Consider the following 16,955-nt stretch of genomic DNA (forward strand, 5'->3'; position numbering starts at 1 on the left):
TGTATGACAGCTATGGATCCCACCTGTGCTCCCGCTCCCGCCCCCACCGCAGCTCCGAATCCGGCTCCGAATCCGGCCGCCACCGCCCGCTGGCTGCGAGACCTCGGCACCACCGGCCCCGATCCCCGGATCCGGCTGGTCTGCTTCCCGCACGCCGGGGGCGCGGCGAGCTTCTTCCGCGGCTGGCCGGCCCGGCTCGACCGGGACACCCAGGTCCTCGCGGTGCGCTACCCCGGCCGTGAGGACCGGATCACCGACCCGCTCGTCGCCCGCATGGACCAGCTCGCCGGGCCGCTCACCGAGGCGGTGGCCCCCCTCATGGACCGGCCCGTGGCGTTCTTCGGCCACAGCATGGGCGCGTCGGTGGCGTACGAGGTCGCCTCCCGCCTCGCCGCTTCGGGGCGCCCGGGACCCGCCGCGCTGCTGGTCTCCGGCCGGGCCGCCCCGCACCGTCTGGCCCGCACGACCCTCGGGGGAGACGGCAACGACGCGCTGATCGCCGACGTCCGGCGCCGCGGCGGTCCGCTCGCCGCCGCGCTCGACGACCCCGATCTGCTCGACCTGGTCCTCCCGGCGATCCGCTCGGACTACCTGCTGGTCGACGGCTACGCGGAGCAGGCCCGGCTGCGCGTCCTCGACACCGACGTCGTCGCCTACTACGGCGACGCCGACCCCGACGTACCGGCCGATTCGGTGCTGGCCTGGGGCGATGTGAGCCCCGGCCGGTTCGACGCCAGGCGCTTCACGGGCGACCACTTCTACCTGGTGCCCCGGGCCGCCGAACTGGCCGCCGACATCGCGGGCCGGCTGCGCGCCCTCCGCGCCGCGGAGCCACCGCACCGGGCCCCGCACCCAGTCCACCGGTCCCCGTACCGGAATCCCCCACAGGAAAGGCAGTTCTGATGACCCGTCCCGCCCCTCTGGTCGAGGCCAGCGGCCTGACAAAACGCTACGGCGACCGGACCGCCGTGCAGGACCTCACCTTCACCGTCCAGCCGGGCAAGGTCACCGGCTTCCTCGGGCCCAACGGCGCGGGAAAGTCCACGACCATGCGGCTGCTGCTCGGACTCGACCGCCCGGACAGCGGCTCCGCCACCATCGGCGGTGTCCCGTACGGACGGCTGATCCACCCGCTGCGCACCATCGGTGCGCTGCTGGAGGCGAAGGCCATGCACAAGGGCCGCAGCGCCTACCACCACCTGCTCTTCCTCGCCCGCACCCAGGGCCTGCCCGCCGCACGGGTGGACGAGGTGCTGGAACGGGTGGGACTGACCGAGGTCCGCAGGTCACGTTCCGGCGGCTTCTCCCTGGGCATGGGCCAGCGGCTCGGCATCGCGGCGGCGCTGCTCGGCGATCCGCAGATCCTGCTCCTGGACGAGCCGGTCAACGGGCTCGACCCCGAGGGGGTCCTGTGGATCCGCAACCTCATGAAGTCCCTCGCTGCCGAGGGCAGGACGGTCCTGGTCTCCAGCCATCTGATGAACGAGATGGCCGTCACCGCCGACCACCTCATCGTCATCGGCCGGGGGCGGCTGCTCGCGGACTGCCCGGTCGCCGAGTTCATCGACGCCAACTCCACCACGTCGGTTCTCGTCCGCACCCCGGACGCCGACCGGCTGCGCGACATCGTCGCGGCCAGGGGAGCCGTCGCCGAGCAGGGCCCGTCCGGTGCGCTGACCGTCACCGGCTCCGAGGCCGAGGAGGTCGCCCGGTGGGCGGCCGAGCACCGCATCGTCATCCATGAACTCACCCCGCAACGCGCCTCCCTGGAAGAGGCGTTCATGCGGATGACCAGCGGCAGCGTCGAGTACGGCGATGCCACCCTCACCAGCGGGAGCGCGGCATGACCACAGCGACCACCCCGGCGGGCAGCGCTCTGCCCGCAGCCCTGCCGGCCCGGTCGGCCTCCGGCGGATCCGTCCCCTTCATCGGGCTGCTGCGCGCCGAGTGGATCAAGATCCGCTCCGTGCGCTCCACGCTGTGGACCCTGCTGCTGATGCTGGTGACCGCGGTCGGCGTATCGGTCCTGCTCTCCGCGCTCGCGGCGTCGAAGTGGGACACAGCGTCGCCCGCCGACCACCGGAAGATACTGAACGACCCGGTCGGTGCGATCTTCGGCGGACTCGGGCTCGCCGAGCTGGTGATCTGCGTGCTCGGTGTGCTGGTCGTCACCAGCGAGTACTCCAGCGGCACCATCCGGGCCAGTGTCCTGGCCGTACCCAAGCGGGCGCCGATGCTCGCCGCCAAGGCGCTGGTGTTCGCGGCGCTGACGCTGGTGGCCGGTGAGATCGCCGCCTTCGCCTCGTTCCTCGCCGGGGCGCGGCTGCTCCACCCGCACGCCCCGATAGCGCTGTCCGATCCGGGAGTGCTGAAGGCCGTCGCGGGCACCGGCCTCTTCCTCGCGGCCATGGGCGTGTTCGCCCTGGCCGTCGGCGCGCTGATCAGGCACACGGCGGGAGCGGTCGCCGGGGTGATCACCTTCGTCCTGGTCCTCTCCCCCCTGGCATCGAGCCTGCCGGGGACAGCGGGGCGAGACATCGCCGCCTGGCTGCCCACCAACGCGGGCCAGCTGATCGCCTTCACCCACCCGTCGGCCGACCAGATCCTCACGCCGTGGCAGGGCCTGGGTGTCTGTGCGGCCTGGGGGGTCGGGCTGCTGGTGCTGGCCTCGGTCCTGCTGAGGAAGCGCGACGTCTGAACCGGATCGGCCCGAACCGGACCGGCCGGGCCCCGACCGTGGCGTCTCCGGGACGGACCCGCGCCCGCCGTACCCCGGCGGCGCGGGTCCCCCGCGTTGCCCCCGCCACCATGGCCAACCATGGCCCCCGCCACCACAGCCTCACCTCACCCCTTGCCGGCTCGCCCACCGGCCCACCCCTGAGGAGTTGTCGACCATGCCGACCGCCACCCGGCTGCGTACTGGCGAGGAGATCCTCACCCTCGCGGACGACCACTGGACCACCGCCCTCATCAGCCCTTCCTGGTCAGGGCCCGCCTGGACGTTCGCGGGTGCCGTCGCCTACGGCACCGGGACCCCCGATGAACCCGACAGCGCGATCACCGTAGTGGGAACGCCTGATGCGGCGGCCGCACTCGTCCGCACCCTGCTCGCCGACCGTGAGGAGCCTCCGTATGTGATCACTGTTCCACGTGAAACATCGCTCGATGTCGAGCCGGAGACCGAGCCGGAGGAGTGGGAGCTGATGGTGGTCCACGAGCCACCGCCCGCCCAGCCCGGCGAGGACCGGGTCACCGTTGTGGACGACAGCCGACAGGAGATCTCGGCCCTCCTTGCGGTGGCCAGCCCCGACCACTCGGTACGGCCGGGCCACCCGAAGACCGACCGCTGGATGGGCATACGGGACGAGTCCGGCCAACTCGTCTCCGTCGGAGCCCTGTTGCGCCAAGGTGGCGGCCGCATCCCGTATCTCGCCTCGATCGCGACCCTGCCCACCGCGCGCGGCCAGGGCCTGGGGAGCGCGGTCAGCGGGGCACTGACCCGGTGGGCGCTGGAGCAGGGTGCCGACCGGTGCCTGCTCGCCCACCACTCAGCCAATACGGGCGCCCACCACGTCTATGAGCGGCTCGGATTCCGCACCGTGCTGGAGTTCACCAGCGTGCAACCCGACCAGTGGTGAAGGGCACGCACCGCAGAATCAGGCAGACCCGTAACCAGGCAGACCCGGAGCGCCGCCGGGCCCGGAGCGGCAGCCCCCACGGGCCCGGGCCCGCCCCGTTCAGCGCCTCACTCCACGGAGTCCACCAGCAGCCGCTGGATGGCGACGACCCGCGCCGACACCTCGGCCAGCTCGGCGCGCAGCTCATCCTGTGTCCGGTCGGAGCTGCGGATGGCGGCCTGCCGGTGGCGGGAGTGCACCGCAGTGAACCAGGCAAGTCCGGTGAGCACCATGGCCGTACAGCTGAACATCACTGAACTGGCGATGATGGCTGCCGCCGTGGTCTCCACCGTGCTACCTCCCAGTCCGCCTCGGTGCCGACCGGCACAGGCATCCGTTGCCCGACGCTACGGGACCGGCCGCGCCCCCGCCATGTGGGTCAACCTCCCTTGCGCGCGGAGGAAACCCCCCTCTGGTCCGCAGCGCCGGACCGGCTACGGCGGGCCCTCGGCACCCACCGGGCTGGTCTCGTCGCGGGGGGCGCCCTCCCGCAACGCCAACTGCTCCTGGGCCTGCGTGGCGCGCTGCTGCCAGGGCCGCGCGCCGACCACCTCGAAGATCTGCTGGGCGTTCTGCAGATGCTGCCGGGCCTCGGCCATCCGCCCCGTCCTCCCGTAGGTGTCGGCGAGCGCCAGATGGATCTGCCCCTCCACCAGCGGGCTGTTGGTCCGGGTCACGATCTCCAGGGCGTCCGTCAGCGTGTGCTCCGCCTTCTGCGAGGCGCCCGCGCCTTGCCGTGCCTCGCCCAGGCCCAGCAGCGCATACGCCAGACCGACCATGTCGGACTTCTCCTTGACGATCCTGACCACCCGGAGGAACGCCTCTTCGGCGAGTTCGAACCGGCCCTGGGCCAGATACGCGCGGGCCAGCCGATGGGTCCCCTGGGCGATGCCGCGCGCCCCGCCCTCCCCGATGCTCTCCGAGATGCTGACGGCCTCAAGTCCCAGCCGGATGGCGACGTCCGGGCAGCCCCGGTCCAGTTCGATCTGCGCCATGTTGTGCAGCGAGTGCGCCTCGGACGAACGGTCCCCGACCAGCCGGAACACCGACTGGGCGTGCTGCAGGCGGGCCATCGCCGCGTCGAGGTCCCCGCGCATCCGGTCGATGATGGCCATATTGCGCAGGGTCAGTGCCGCGCCGTGCTCCTCGTCCGCCGCCCGGTGCAGTTCAAGGGCGGCCGAGAAGTGCGCGTCCGCCTCCTCCAGCCTGCGCAGCCGCAGCGCGACCGCGCCCAGATCGTGCAGCATGGCCGCCTGACCGCGCGCGTTGCCCGCGGCCCGCGCCGCGTTCAGGGCGTGCTCGCAGCAGACCCGCCAGTCCTCCACGTAATTACGGGTCTCGAAGAGGGCGACCATCGACATGGTCAGATCCCAGGCGAGCTCGTCCATCCCGAGCCCCGCCGCCTGCTCGACCACGCTGAGCAGCGCGAGCCGCTCGGCCTCGAACCACTCCAGCGGCACCGCGAGCAGCTCGGCGGTGACCGCAGGATCGAGATGCCGGCGCACCACCCCGCCGTGCAGCACGGTGAAGTCCCCTCCGTACTCACGCCGGTGGGCCTGCTCGGCGAGGGCCAGACAGGTGCGGAACACCCGTTCCCGGGCCGCCCACTGGTCGGCGGGGCCCTCCTCCTCCTGCGCGCGCTCCCCTGCGTACAGCCGCAGCAGGTTCTGGAAGCGGAACCGGAGCCGTCCTGTCGCGTCCAGCCCGACGACCTCCAGGAACTGGGCGTCGACCAGTAGCTCGATGAGGCGCTCGGCCTCCAGTACATCGACGTCGAGCAGGGCCGCCGCCACCCACACCGCGAAGTCGGGCACTTCCAGCAGACCGAGCCGCCGGTAGAGGCAGGCGGCCTCGGGGGGCAGATAGCGGTAGCTGAGCGCGAAGCTGGCCCGGACCTGGGACTCGCCCTGGCTCAGCTCGTCCAGCCGGCGGCGCTCGTCACTGAGCCGGTTGGCGAGGTGCTGCACCGACCAGTGCGGCTTGGATGCCAGCCGGGCGGCGGCGATCCGCAGCGCCAGCGGCAGTCGGTCGCACAGCTCCACCAGCCGCATGGCGTCCGCACGCGCCGACCCGATTCGGCCCTCGCTGACGATCCGGCCCAGCAACTGCATCGCCTCATCGCCGGGCAGCAGCCCGAGGTGCACTCTGGCCTGCGGCGGCCAGGTGACCAGCTCCTCAAGCTGCTCCCGGCTCGTGATCAGCACACAGCACGCCCCGCTGCCCGGCAGCAACGGCTTGACCTGCGCGAAGGTGCGTACGTTGTCGAGGACCAGCAACACTTTCCGGTCGGCCAGCACCGTCCGGTAGAGCATCGTCCGCTCCTCCAGCTCGACGGGGATCTGTTCGCTGGGCACCCCCAGCGAACGCAGCAGTCTGCTGAGGACATCGCTGGCGGACGTGGGCTCATGGTGTTCGTCGTAGCCGCGCAGATCGGCGAAGAGCCGCCCGCCGGGGAAGCGTTCGGCGGCCTGGTGGGCCCAGCGGAGCGCGAGCCCGGTCTTTCCGACCCCCGCGACCCCGGTGATCAGTCCGACAGCCGGGGTCCGCCGGTCCGCCGACACCGTCTCCAGGCGGCCCAGCGCCTCCAGCTCCCGGGTCCTGCCGGTGAACCCCGCCGTCTCGGGCGGCAGTTCCGACGGGACCAGCGCGGTGCCGGGCCAGGCCAGGGCGGCCGCCACGGCGGCCTGCTCGGGCGCGGTGGGCGCGAGCGACGGGTCGTCGCGCAGGATCGCGTCGTGCAGCTCCTGCAGATCCGGGCCCGGTTCCAGGCCCAGCTCATCGATGAACAGACGGCGGGCGACCCGGAAGGACTCCATCGCGTCGGCCCGCCGGCCCGACTGGTACTGCGCCAGCATCAGATGGTGCAGGGTCCGCTCCCTCAGCGGATTCTCCCGTACCACCAGGGAGAGCCCCGGGATGATCTCCTGGTGCTGGCCGAGCTCCAGCCGTACGGCGGTCGAGTCGTCGAAGGCGTTGAGCCGCAGCTCCTCCAGGCGCCCGGCCTCCTCCTCGACGCTCTGGCCGCCCACCCCGGCGAGCGTCGGTCCGCGCCACAGCCCGAGCGCACGCGCGTAGCTCTGCGCGGCGTCCTCGGGGCGCCGCTGCCGCACCGCGGCCTCGGCCTCGGCCACCAGCGCGGCGAACTCCGCCGCGTCGACGGAGTGCCCCTCGACGTTGAGCAGATAGCCGGGGTGGGCGGTCACGATGATGTCCTCGGTGACGCCCTCGGTCTTGAACGTCTTGCGCAACGCGGCGATGACGATGGCGACCTGGGTCCGCGCGGTGGCCGGAGGCCGGCCGTCCCAGACGACGTCCACCAGTGTGTCCACCGGCACGATGCGTCCCGGACTCAAGAGCAAAAGCGCCAGAATCGTACGTTGCCGGGCCCCTCCCACCGATATTCTTCTGTTTCCCGCTGTTACCGACAGCGGGCCGAGAATCCGAAAATTGAGCCGTTCCCCCACTGGTACCTCCCAGCCCCATACCCCGACCCCGGGACATGCGTGATCCAACATAGCCCGCAAGCCAGTGGGTCGGCGGATTTGGCCTGAATCCATCCCACCTCCGCGAGGGCAACCTCCCTGGTGGCCCGGCCGAACAGCCCGATCGGGCGCAAGAGCGGGCCTGTTGGGAAATGGCGGACGGGCGGCGGGCCCTGCCCCTCCGTACGGCCGCGCGGCTACCGTTCCCCGTCCGCCCGGGGCGCCCCGGGCGAGACCGTGAGCAGGGCGCCGGTCATCGCCCAGCGCAGCGGCTTCCCCAGGTGCGGCCACCGCGGATCGAACCTGACGAAGTGCGCGGCGCCGTCCGCCCCGAAACCGACCGCGCCCCGGTACGGCAGGACACGCGCCCGGCGCGCGGCCAGCGGCGGATAGTCCGGCAGCGGCGCGGTGAGCCATCCCTCACTGAGCAGGGTCTTGGAGAGCTCCGCGTAGACCTCCGCGCCGTGCGGGATCAGCAGGAGGAGCCGCCGGCGCGGCATCCGGGTCAGCGCCTGGCACAGTTCCCAGCGCAGCCCGGCCCCACCGCCGCCGGTCGACAGCAGGACCAGTGCCGCCTCCCGCATCAGCCGCAGGACCGGCCCGTGCCAGTCGTCGGCGGGCATGGTGGCGCGCCGCGCACCCGCATGGTGCAGCCGGGCGCCGGGGCGGGCGACGGCGATGAGCGGGCCGATGAACCGTACAGAACGGGCGAGTTGCTCCTCCTCACTGAGCGGGGAGCGCCCGGGCCCGCCCAGCACCGTACGTACCGCCGGGGCGAGCCTGGCCCGTCCGGCGTCCTCGGTGAACCCGCGCAGATACAGCACGTACGGGCCATCGGGCGGCTCCGCGTCGGCCGGGCGGGCCAGGCGGCGGCGCCCGGCACGGCGCACCGCGGCGGTGAGGTAGTACACCGGGACCGGCAGCAGGAGGGCGGCGGCGAACGAAGCTTCCCCCCAACTGCCCTGCCGGAAAAGGGTGTGGTGGAGGTGGCGGGCCAGATAGAACGCGAAGAGGGAGAGCCGCAGCGGTACCCCTGCCGCCACGGCCAGCAGACTCAGCAGCCAGGACGGCCGGGGCCCGATGACCCGTAACTCCGCTTCCCGCAAGGGTTCTTCGGGACCGGCGCCACCGCCTCCCGCGTCTGTGCGGCCGGTACGGCCGTCGTCCGCCGTCATCGGTCCAGCGTGGCGGAGCGGGGGAGGCGGTGACAAGGACTCACGCCTTAGCCATGCTGGAAGCATGAGCGACATCGGGGACGCACTGTGGAACAGCGGCATCGACGCCTCTGCTTACTCCCGGACCGGGGACCAGTACCAGCAGGCGATACTCGAACAGTACAAACTCTGTGTGGAGATGGCCGATCGCGTCAGCGCCCGGCGCAACCTCACGAACACCTTCTTCCTCTCGCTCAACAGCGCCGTCGTGGCCGTGGTGGCCACGCTCTCGGGCCACACCCTGACCACCCTCTCCGCCTGGATCCTGACCCCAGGTCTGCTGATCCTCTTCGCCCAGTGCGCCGCCTGGTGGGTGATGGTCCGCTCGTACCGGCAGCTCAACAAGGCCAAGTGGGCGGTGATCGGCGCCCTGGAGGCGAGGCTGCCGGCCTTCGCGTACTCCCGTGCGGAGTGGGGCGCGCTGGGCGCGGGGCTGGACTGGCGCACCTATCTGCAGCTGACGCACGTCGAGCAGTGGGTGCCGGTCATCTTCGCGGCCTCCTACCTCATGGCCTTCGTGGCGGCCCTCGCGATGTGACCGGGACCGGCCCGGGACAGGCTCGACAGGCGGGGCAGGTGGAACGGGCGGAACAGGCGGAACGGGTCAGGGAAGCTCAACGACCGGCATCCAGGAATTCAAGTACAGGAGTACGGCTGTGACGGCAACGGTGATCTCGGTGACCGGGCACATGGACCTGACCGAGGACACCGTGTCCCTGGTCGGTACCGCGCTCAAGGAACTCCTCCACGCCCACGCCACGGCAGGCCCGCTCATCGGCGTCTCCTGTATCGCGGAGGGCTCCGACGCACTCTTCGCCCGCGCCGTCCTGGACACCGGCGGGAGGCTGGCCGTCGTGATCCCGTCCCGGGACTACCGCCGGAAGGCCGTCCGTCCCGGCCATGCCGAGCTCTTCGACCGGCTGGTGGACGCGGCGGACGAGGTCGTCGTCGTACCGGAGGAGACCGCGGGCCGCGCTGCGTACGAGGCGGCAAACTCCCTGCTCCTGGACCGCGCCGACCGCATCGTGGCGGTCTGGGACGGCGGCCCCCCGTCCGGCAGGGGCGGCGGTACCGCCGACGTGGTCCTCGCGGCACGGGCGCGGGGGATCCCGGTCGACATCGTCTGGCCGGACGGCGCCCGCCGGAAGGACTGAGCGCCAGGGCGCCCGACCCGTTCGGCCGCGCCGTGTTTCCGCACCGGTCCGGTGCCGGTACAATCACTTGCTAGACACAAGCAACAAAAAGAATACGGAGGCGGGAGGCATGGACAAGGGGACGGTCCATGACTGCCCAGCAGAGGCGATGCCGGTCAGCGGAGACGCCAGTGCCGAGGAGGCTGCGGCCGGGCTCGGGAGCCAGCTCGTACGGTTCTCCCGGCTGCTCACCACCCGCAGGCGCCGGGCCAAGTTCGAGCAGGGCGCCGGCGAACGGGTGCTGCTGGCCCGGCTGGTGCTCGACGGTGAACAGCGGGCCACCGACCTGGCCACGGACACCTTCCTGGACCTTTCGACCGTCAGCCGTCAGGTGCGGTCGATGGTGGAGCGCGGCCTGGTGGCACGGCGCCCGGACCCCGAGGACCGGCGCGGTGCCTTGCTGCACGCGACCGAGGCCGGGAGAGCGGCGTTCGAGACGTACCGGCGGCAGCGCGACGCGGAGCTGGCGGAACTCCTCGGGCCATGGCCACCGGAGGACCGGTACCAGCTCATCCGGCTGATGGCACGCCTCAACGACGATCTGGCAGAGCATGAACACGCACGTCACTGCTCGGGAGACCACTCCGAAGCGGCGGCGAAGCAGGGAGCAACCAAGCATGAGTGAGGCCGTGTCCGCGCCACGCGGAGACACCGAGACCACAGCGATACCCACCAGTCCGGGCGGCCTGAGCCACCGGCAGATCCTGACCATCCTGAGCGGGCTCATGCTGGGCATGTTCCTGGCCGCGCTCGACCAGACGATCGTCTCCACCTCGATCCGCACCATCGCGGACGACCTGCACGGACTGAGCCAGCAGGCATGGGCGACGACCGCGTATCTGATCACTTCGACGATCGCCACACCGCTCTACGGCAAGCTGTCCGACCTGCACGGCCGCAAGCCGTACTTCCTGACCGCGATCACCGTCTTCATCATCGGCTCGGTGCTCTGCACCTTCTCGACCTCGATGACCGAGCTGGCCGCCTTCCGTGCCCTGCAGGGCATCGGCGCGGGCGGTCTGATGTCGCTGGCCCTGGCGATCATCGGCGACATCGTGCCGCCACGTGAACGGGCCCGCTATCAGGGCTACATGCTGGCCACCTTCGCCACCTCCAGCGTCGCGGGACCGCTGATCGGCGGCTTCCTCGCCGGACAGGACAGCATCCTGGGCGTCACCGGCTGGCGCTGGGTGTTCCTGGTGAACGTCCCGATCGGCATCATCGCGCTGTTCGTCGTCGCGAAGGTCCTCAACATCCCGCACACCCGCCGCTACCGCCGGATCGACTGGTGGGGCGCGGTCACCATCGCCATCGGCGTGGTGCCGCTGCTGCTCGTCGCCGAGCAGGGCCGCGAGTGGGGCTGGGGCTCGACGAACTCGCTGGCCTGCTACGGCATCGGGGTCATCGGCATCATCGCCTGGATCTTCGTGGAGCGCCGGATGGGCGACGACGCGCTGATCCCGATGCGACTGTTCGGCAATTCGATCTTCAGCAAGACCAGCCTGCTCTCCGTGCTCATCGGTGCGGGCATGTTCGGCGGGATGCTGATGATCCCGCAGTACCTCCAGATCGTGAAGGGCGCCAGCCCCACCCGGTCCGGCCTCGAAATGCTGCCGCTGATGCTCGGCATGATCATCGCCTCGGTCATCGCGGGTCAGCTCACCGCGAAGACCGGCCGCTACAAGATCTTCCCGATCATCGGCACCGCCCTGATGGTCGCGGCGCTGCTGCTGTTCCACTTCGAGGTCCAGTGGGACACGCCGCTGTGGGAGACCATGGTCTTCATGCTCGTCTTCGGCCTCGGCCTCGGCGGTTGTATGCAGACGCTGGTCCTCGCGGTGCAGAACGCCGTTCCGCCGCAGGACATGGGTGTGGCGACCGCGTCGTCCACCTTCTTCCGTCAGATGGGCGCCACCGCAGGTACCGCGATCTTCCTGTCGGTGCTGTTCAGCAATGTCGGGGACAAGATCGCCTCGGCGTTCAAATCGGCCGCGCAGACCCCGCAGTTCCAGGCCGCGCTGCGCGATCCGCACGTGCTCTCCAACCCGGCCAACAAGCCGGTGCTCGACATGGTCAAGCACCCCGGCGCGGGCGGCGGCGGTTCCAGCGTGCTGAGCGACTCCTCGTTCATCCAGCAGCTTGACCCGCGTCTGTCGGAGCCCTTCAAGCAGGGCTTCGCCGACTCCATGCACCTGGTCTTCCTGATCGCGGCGGGCGTCGTCGCGCTCGGCTTCCTGATGGTCCTGTGGACCAAGGAGGTTCCGCTGCGCAATGTGTCGGGCCTGCAGGCCCGCGCCGCCGAGGAGGGCGCCGCCCCGAGCGCCGCCGTCGAAGCCGTGGCGGAGGCCGCCGTCACGGCCGCGCCCGAACCGCTCCCGGCCCCCACCGCCGGACGCCACGCGGCGCCCCGGCAGGAGTCGGCGGATCCCGTGGACGCGGTCGCGGCCGCCGGAGGAGCCGGTGTCCGCGGACATGTCCGCGACAGCGACGGCTCGCCCGTACCTGAGGCCGTGGTCACCCTGATCGACCTGGGCGGACAGCAGCTCGGCCGTACGACGACGGGCGCGGACGGCGCGTACTTCGTCGCGGCGCCCGGCGGCGGGACCTATGTCCTGATCGGCTCCGGCGGTGCCCGGCAGCCGCAGGCGACGACGGTGTCGGTCGGTGACGGCCCCGTCGACTTCGATCTGATGCTCAGCGGTGCCGCGGGCCTGACCGGTACGGTCCTCGCGGGCCCCGGTGACCGCCCGCTGCCCGGCGCGCTCGTCATCGCCACCGACATGCGCGGCGACGTCGTCGCATCCGGCACCGCCGACGGCGCGGGCGACTTCGCCTTCGGCGACCTGGTGCCCGGCACCTACACCCTCGCGGTGAGCGCCGCGGGCCACCGGCCGACGGCAGTGCCGGCCGAGGTCGCCAGCGGTGCCGCCAACCGGTACGAGGTACGGCTCGCCCCCGGCGCCCACGTCCGCGGCACGGTTCGCAACAGCGCGGGCGTGCCCCTGGACGACGCCCGGGTGACGCTGCTCGACGCCGCCGGGAACACCGTGGGGTCGACCGTCACGGGCCTGGACGGCGTGTACACGTTCAGCGACCTCGACACCGGCGACTACACAGTGGTGGCCAGCGGATACGCGCCGAGCGCCGTCCCGCTGCTGGTGGACCGCAAGGACGGGCACGGCCTGGACCTGGACCTGAGCCACTGAGGCGGACCGCACACTGAGGCAGGGCAGAGCCCGGAGGCCGTGGCACGACACCAGAACCAGGTGTCGCACCACGGCCTCCGGCCTTCTGTGCGTCGTGCCCCTGGGTGGGGTACCGCGTACGGCGCAACGCGCAACGCGCAACGCGCAACGCGCAACGGACAACGCTTGCGGGTCAACGCTTGCGGGTCAACGCTTGCCGGCCGCCGTCCGCCTGTCACCGCGTCCGGTCAACCGCGGCCGTCCCCATCAGCGCCGCAGCGTCGGTAGAACTGCGTCAGACGCGCCTGCGGCAGCCGTACGGGGTCGGCGATACCCGCGTCGCCAGTGCGCCACCGGTTCACCGCGCCGCTACCCGACAGTCCGGAGCCCGCGCCCAGCAGAGGGGTCACACCGAACATCCCGTCACCGTGGTACTCCCACACCGCCACATCCGGCCGGCCGTCGTGGTTGAGGTCGGTGACCGAGAGCCCCTCGTTCTCGTCGACGCCCAGCCCGATGGTGTGTCCGCTCCTGCCGTTCCGGTGGAGCGGGTCCACCCGTACCTCCCCGATCCTCGCGGGTGACGGGTCGTCCATCTCCGGGCGCCGGGACACGACCACGGCCAGATCCAGCTGGTCATCCCCCGTGATGTCGGCAGCGACCCCGGCAGCCACCTCGCCGTGGTGCGCTCCGGCCAGGGAGTGGATACCGACGGGCCGGCCGAACCCGCCTCCCGGAGTCCCCCATTCCACGACCGTCTCCCTGCCGTGGTCCCCGGTCGTCACCCGGTCCGGATACGGATCGCCGTCCAGCCGGCCGACCAGAGCCCCGCCGTCCGCGGCACAGGGCGGCTTCCGGGCGGCAGGAAGAGCGACGGTCGAGGTCCCGCAGCCACTCACCGGTACGACCAGGACCAGCGCGCAGACCACCCCGTACCACTGCCTCTTCGGCCGCCCTTCCGGCTGCCTCTCCAGCACCGTGTCCGCCTCCGCACGCCGGGGCCCACACCGCCGGAACAGCCCCTGCCGGGTCGCTCGTTCTGGCGAGGCGGTCTGAACCAGTGGCCCCGTAAGGCTACTTCGGGCGCGGCAGAGTCCGGCGGCCGATGGTCACGCCGGACGCACCGGCTCCCGGGCGGCCTCCGTCGTGCCGGACTCCTCCGGTCCCTCGTCGGCCGCGGCCGTACGGAGGGCGGGGATGGCCGCGGCGACGAGCACGGCGACGACCGCCATGGCGATGCCCACGACCAGCGTCGTACGGAAGCCGCTCTCGGAGGTGAAGGTGTGCCCGCCCGCGGTGGTCGTCATATGGGCGAGGAGCACTCCGATGACGGCGGCGCCGACGGAGGTGCCGAGGGAGCGCATGAGCGTGTTGAAACCGTTGGCGGCGGCGGTCTCCGAGCGGGGCACGGAGCTCATGATCAGGGCGGGGACGGAGCCGTACGCCAGGCCGACGCCGCTGTTGATCACCATGACGGCCAGCATGATGCCCCAGGCCGAGCCCATCAGCAGCAGGCAGACGCCGTAACCGGCGGCGATGACCAGGGCGCCGCTGATCAGAGTGGTCTTGGGGCCCTTGGCGTCGGACAGCTTCCCGCCGAGCGGCGAGACAAGCATCATCATGATGCCGCCCGGCGCCATCCACAGACCGGCGGCCAGCATGGACTGCCCGAGGCCGTAGCCGGTGGCCGCGGGGAACTGGAGCAGCTGCGGCAGCACGAGCATGCTGGCGTACATCGCGAAGCTGGTGAAGATCGAGGCGGTGTTGGTCAGCAGCACCCGCGGGCGGGCCGTGGAGCGCAGGTCGACCAGCGGATGGGTGGTGCGTACCTCCCACAGCCCCCAGCCGGCGAGCAGGACGGCCGCCCCGGCGAACAGACCCAGGGTGGTCGCCGACCCCCAGCCCCAGTCCGCCCCCTTGGAGACGGCCAGGAGCAGACAGACGAGGCCCGCGCCGAGCCCGAGCGCTCCGGGCAGATCGAAGCGCTGACCGCGGGCGGCGGCCGGCACCTCCGGGACCAGCCGGGCGACCAGAACGGCGATCAGCGCCGCCAGCGCGGCCGAACCCCAGAACAGCACACGCCAGTTGGCGTACTGGGCCACCGCTGCGGCGAGCGGCAGGCCAAGGCCGCCGCCGATCCCCATGGAGGCGCTGACCAGGGCGATCGACGAGCTGAGCCGCTCCGGCGGGACGACGTCGCGCAGCAGGGCGATCCCGAGCGGCACCATGCCCATGCCCATCCCTTGCAGCCCCCGCCCGATGATCATCGGGACCAGGGTGGAGGAGAGCGCGCACACCACCGAACCGGCCATCAGCGGGACGGAGCAGACCAGCAGCATCCTCCGCTTGCCGTGCAGATCACCGAGGCGGCCCGTGACCGGCACGCAGACGGCCGACACCAGCAGGGTGGCGGTGACGACCCAGGTGGCGTTCGACGGTGTGGTGCCGAGCAGATCCGGCAGGCGCGGCAGGAGCGGCGTGACGAGGGTCTGCATGATCGCCGCCGTCGTACCCGCGAACGCGAGGACGGCGATCACTCCGCTCGCGCGGGAAGAACCGGCTGTTTGCTTCACGGACTCTCTCCTCCGATGTCTGTTGCTTGCGGCGACTTTAAGTCAGGCGATTGACTTAGTCGATAGCGGGCGTTTGACTGGGCCGCGAAGCAACTCCGCAGCACGAACGGCCACAGGAGGTCTGAGTGACGGACATGGACACGACGGAGGCGCTGCCCTACCCCCTGAAGCCGCCATCGGCGCTGACGCCTCCCGAGCACTGGCAGGAACTGCGACAGGCGTGCCCGGTCGCACGCGTGACCCTGCCCAGCGGGGACGCGGCAGCGCTGCTGACCCGGTACGAGGACGTACGGCTCGCCCTCTCCGACCCGCGCTTCAGCCGGGAGGGCCTGACCCGCCCGGACGCGGCGCGGGTGGCCGCCGACGGGTCGGACGGCATCTTCAACAGTCCGATGGCCCGCACACTCAACGCCCTGGGCCAGGACCGCTGGCGCTCCATGGTGGGCCGGTACTTCACAGCCAGGCGGATGGCCGCCCTGCGCCCGGACATGAGGGCGGTGTCCGGCCGGCTCGTCGACAGCATGACGCGGGGCAAGGACACCGCGGACGTGGTGGCCGAGCTGGCCTTCCCGCTGCCGGTGTACATCATCTGCCAGATGCTCGGTGTGCCCGAGGAGGACCGCGACCGGTTCAAGGCGTGGTCGGACACCTTCCTGAACACCACCCGCTTCACCCGCGAGGAAATGGACGCCGCGCACCGGGAGTTCGCCGTCTACATGTCCGGCCTCGTCGCAGAGAAGAAGGCCGCGCCCGGCCAGGACCTGATCAGCGTGCTGCTGACGGGCGACGACGGCGCGGGGGAGCCGATGCCCGAGGACGCCCTCGTCGCCACCGGGCAGGCCCTGCTGCTGGCGGGCCATGAGACCACCGCGGGCTACATCTCCTTGATGGTGGCGCACCTGCTGGCCGACCGCAGCCGCTGGGAAGAGCTGCTGACGGACCGCTCACTCGTCCGGCACGCCGTCGAGGAGAGCCTGCGCTTCGACCCCAACGGCAGCAACTTCGGCATGCTCCGCTACACGCACGAGGACACCGAACTCTCCGGCACGGTGGTCCCGGCGGGCACCACCGTGGTGTGCAGCATGGCGGCGGCCAACCGCGACGAGAGCGCCTGGCAGAACGCCGACGCGATGGACCTCTCCCGCAGCCCCAACCCCCACCTCACCTTCGGCGCCGGCCCGCACTCCTGTCTGGGACAGCCGCTGGCCCGCACCGAGTTGCAGACCGTACTGGAGGTGCTGCTCGACCGGCTGCCGACCCTGCGCCTGGCCGTGGACCCGGCCCGACTGCGCGCCCACGAGGGGCTGCTCACCGCACCCCTGCGGGAACTTCCGGTGGTCTGGTGAGCACGGCGCCTTCGGCACCACCGTCAACGCCATCAGCACCGTCATCGCCACCAACACGGTCGACGCCATCACCACGGTCAACACCGCCAGCACCATCACCCCCGTCATCGCCATCAGCACGGCAGGAGCGGGCCTTCGCGACCCAGGAGGCGATCCTGGCCGCAGCCGAGCGGCTGTTCGCCGAGCGCGGCCTGGCGAACGTCTCGCACCGGCAGATCGCCGAGGCGGCCGGCCAGCGTAATGTCACCGCAGTCGGCTATCACTTCGGCAGCAGAACCGACCTGG

General features: G+C 71.6%; 14 protein-coding genes and 1 pseudogene. 10 read left to right on the plus strand and 5 right to left on the minus strand.

All coding sequences use genetic code 11. The features are described from left to right. Positions 1 to 3: 3 nt before the first annotated feature. From ACWGKJ_RS20490 to ACWGKJ_RS20505, 4 genes are all read left to right on the plus strand, one after another. A complete protein-coding gene (locus ACWGKJ_RS20490; RefSeq protein ID WP_385017150.1) occupies positions 4 to 903 on the plus strand; it encodes a thioesterase II family protein in 900 nt (299 codons plus the stop codon). Positions 904 to 920: 17 nt separating this feature from the next. Next, on the plus strand, positions 921 to 1,847 hold the full coding sequence (locus ACWGKJ_RS20495) for an ABC transporter ATP-binding protein (protein ID WP_385017429.1): 927 nt from the start codon (positions 921 to 923) through the stop codon (positions 1,845 to 1,847). Next, positions 1,844 to 2,698 (plus strand): ABC transporter permease, encoded by an 855-nt coding sequence (locus ACWGKJ_RS20500; protein ID WP_385017153.1) that lies wholly within the window; start codon positions 1,844 to 1,846, stop codon positions 2,696 to 2,698. Before ACWGKJ_RS20495 ends, ACWGKJ_RS20500 begins: the two co-directional genes overlap by 4 nt. 196 nt (positions 2,699 to 2,894) lie before the next feature. Further along, entirely contained in the window at positions 2,895 to 3,638 is a 744-nt protein-coding gene (locus tag ACWGKJ_RS20505) for a GNAT family N-acetyltransferase (protein WP_385017156.1), read from the plus strand. 107 nt (positions 3,639 to 3,745) lie between these two features. Here the strand turns inward: ACWGKJ_RS20505 and ACWGKJ_RS20510 are convergent, their stop codons facing one another. The 3 genes from ACWGKJ_RS20510 to ACWGKJ_RS20520 form a co-directional block, all read right to left on the minus strand. Beyond that, positions 3,746 to 3,967 (minus strand): hypothetical protein, encoded by a 222-nt coding sequence (locus ACWGKJ_RS20510; RefSeq protein WP_385017159.1) that lies wholly within the window; start codon positions 3,965 to 3,967, stop codon positions 3,746 to 3,748. A gap of 144 nt (positions 3,968 to 4,111) precedes the next feature. After that, positions 4,112 to 7,192: an AfsR/SARP family transcriptional regulator gene (locus tag ACWGKJ_RS20515; RefSeq protein ID WP_385017162.1), complete on the minus strand. Its 3,081-nt coding sequence runs from the start codon at positions 7,190 to 7,192 to the stop codon at positions 4,112 to 4,114. Between the two features lie 164 nt (positions 7,193 to 7,356). Then, positions 7,357 to 8,334 (minus strand): hypothetical protein, encoded by a 978-nt coding sequence (locus tag ACWGKJ_RS20520; protein ID WP_385017164.1) that lies wholly within the window; start codon positions 8,332 to 8,334, stop codon positions 7,357 to 7,359. Between the two features lie 64 nt (positions 8,335 to 8,398). On the opposite strand from ACWGKJ_RS20520, the gene ACWGKJ_RS20525 reads away from it, so the two are divergent. The 4 genes from ACWGKJ_RS20525 (at position 8,399) to ACWGKJ_RS20540 (ending at position 12,772) form a co-directional block, all read left to right on the plus strand. Further along, positions 8,399 to 8,911, plus strand: a complete 513-nt coding sequence (locus ACWGKJ_RS20525) for a RipA family octameric membrane protein (protein ID WP_385017167.1) — start codon at positions 8,399 to 8,401, stop codon at positions 8,909 to 8,911. 151 nt (positions 8,912 to 9,062) lie between these two features. After that, positions 9,063 to 9,527 (plus strand): hypothetical protein, encoded by a 465-nt coding sequence (locus ACWGKJ_RS20530; RefSeq protein ID WP_385017432.1) that lies wholly within the window; start codon positions 9,063 to 9,065, stop codon positions 9,525 to 9,527. A gap of 109 nt (positions 9,528 to 9,636) precedes the next feature. After that, on the plus strand, positions 9,637 to 10,191 hold the full coding sequence (locus ACWGKJ_RS20535) for a MarR family winged helix-turn-helix transcriptional regulator (RefSeq protein ID WP_385017169.1): 555 nt from the start codon (positions 9,637 to 9,639) through the stop codon (positions 10,189 to 10,191). After that, positions 10,184 to 12,772 (plus strand): MFS transporter, encoded by a 2,589-nt coding sequence (locus ACWGKJ_RS20540; RefSeq protein ID WP_385017172.1) that lies wholly within the window; start codon positions 10,184 to 10,186, stop codon positions 12,770 to 12,772. Before ACWGKJ_RS20535 ends, ACWGKJ_RS20540 begins: the two co-directional genes overlap by 8 nt. A gap of 227 nt (positions 12,773 to 12,999) precedes the next feature. On the opposite strand, the gene ACWGKJ_RS20545 is transcribed toward ACWGKJ_RS20540, so the two are convergent. Then, positions 13,000 to 13,728 carry a hypothetical protein gene (locus ACWGKJ_RS20545; RefSeq protein WP_385017175.1) on the minus strand — a complete coding sequence of 243 codons (729 nt, stop codon included), beginning with the start codon at positions 13,726 to 13,728 and terminating at the stop codon, positions 13,000 to 13,002. A 132-nt stretch (positions 13,729 to 13,860) separates the two neighbouring features. Beyond that, positions 13,861 to 15,324 (minus strand): MFS transporter, encoded by a 1,464-nt coding sequence (locus ACWGKJ_RS20550; RefSeq protein ID WP_385017177.1) that lies wholly within the window; start codon positions 15,322 to 15,324, stop codon positions 13,861 to 13,863. 134 nt (positions 15,325 to 15,458) lie between these two features. Between ACWGKJ_RS20550 and ACWGKJ_RS20555 the strand changes: the two genes are divergently transcribed. After that, the gene (locus ACWGKJ_RS20555) at positions 15,459 to 16,670 is read left to right on the plus strand and encodes a cytochrome P450 (RefSeq protein WP_385017435.1); all 1,212 of its coding nucleotides are present in this window, start codon (positions 15,459 to 15,461) and stop codon (positions 16,668 to 16,670) included. After that, positions 16,667 to 16,954, plus strand: a pseudogene (locus ACWGKJ_RS20560) (helix-turn-helix domain-containing protein); the annotation flags it as partial. The gene ACWGKJ_RS20555 and the pseudogene ACWGKJ_RS20560, both read left to right, overlap by 4 nt. Position 16,955 lies beyond the last annotated feature (1 nt).

It is taken from the genome of Streptomyces sp. NPDC054757 (genome assembly GCF_053612185.1).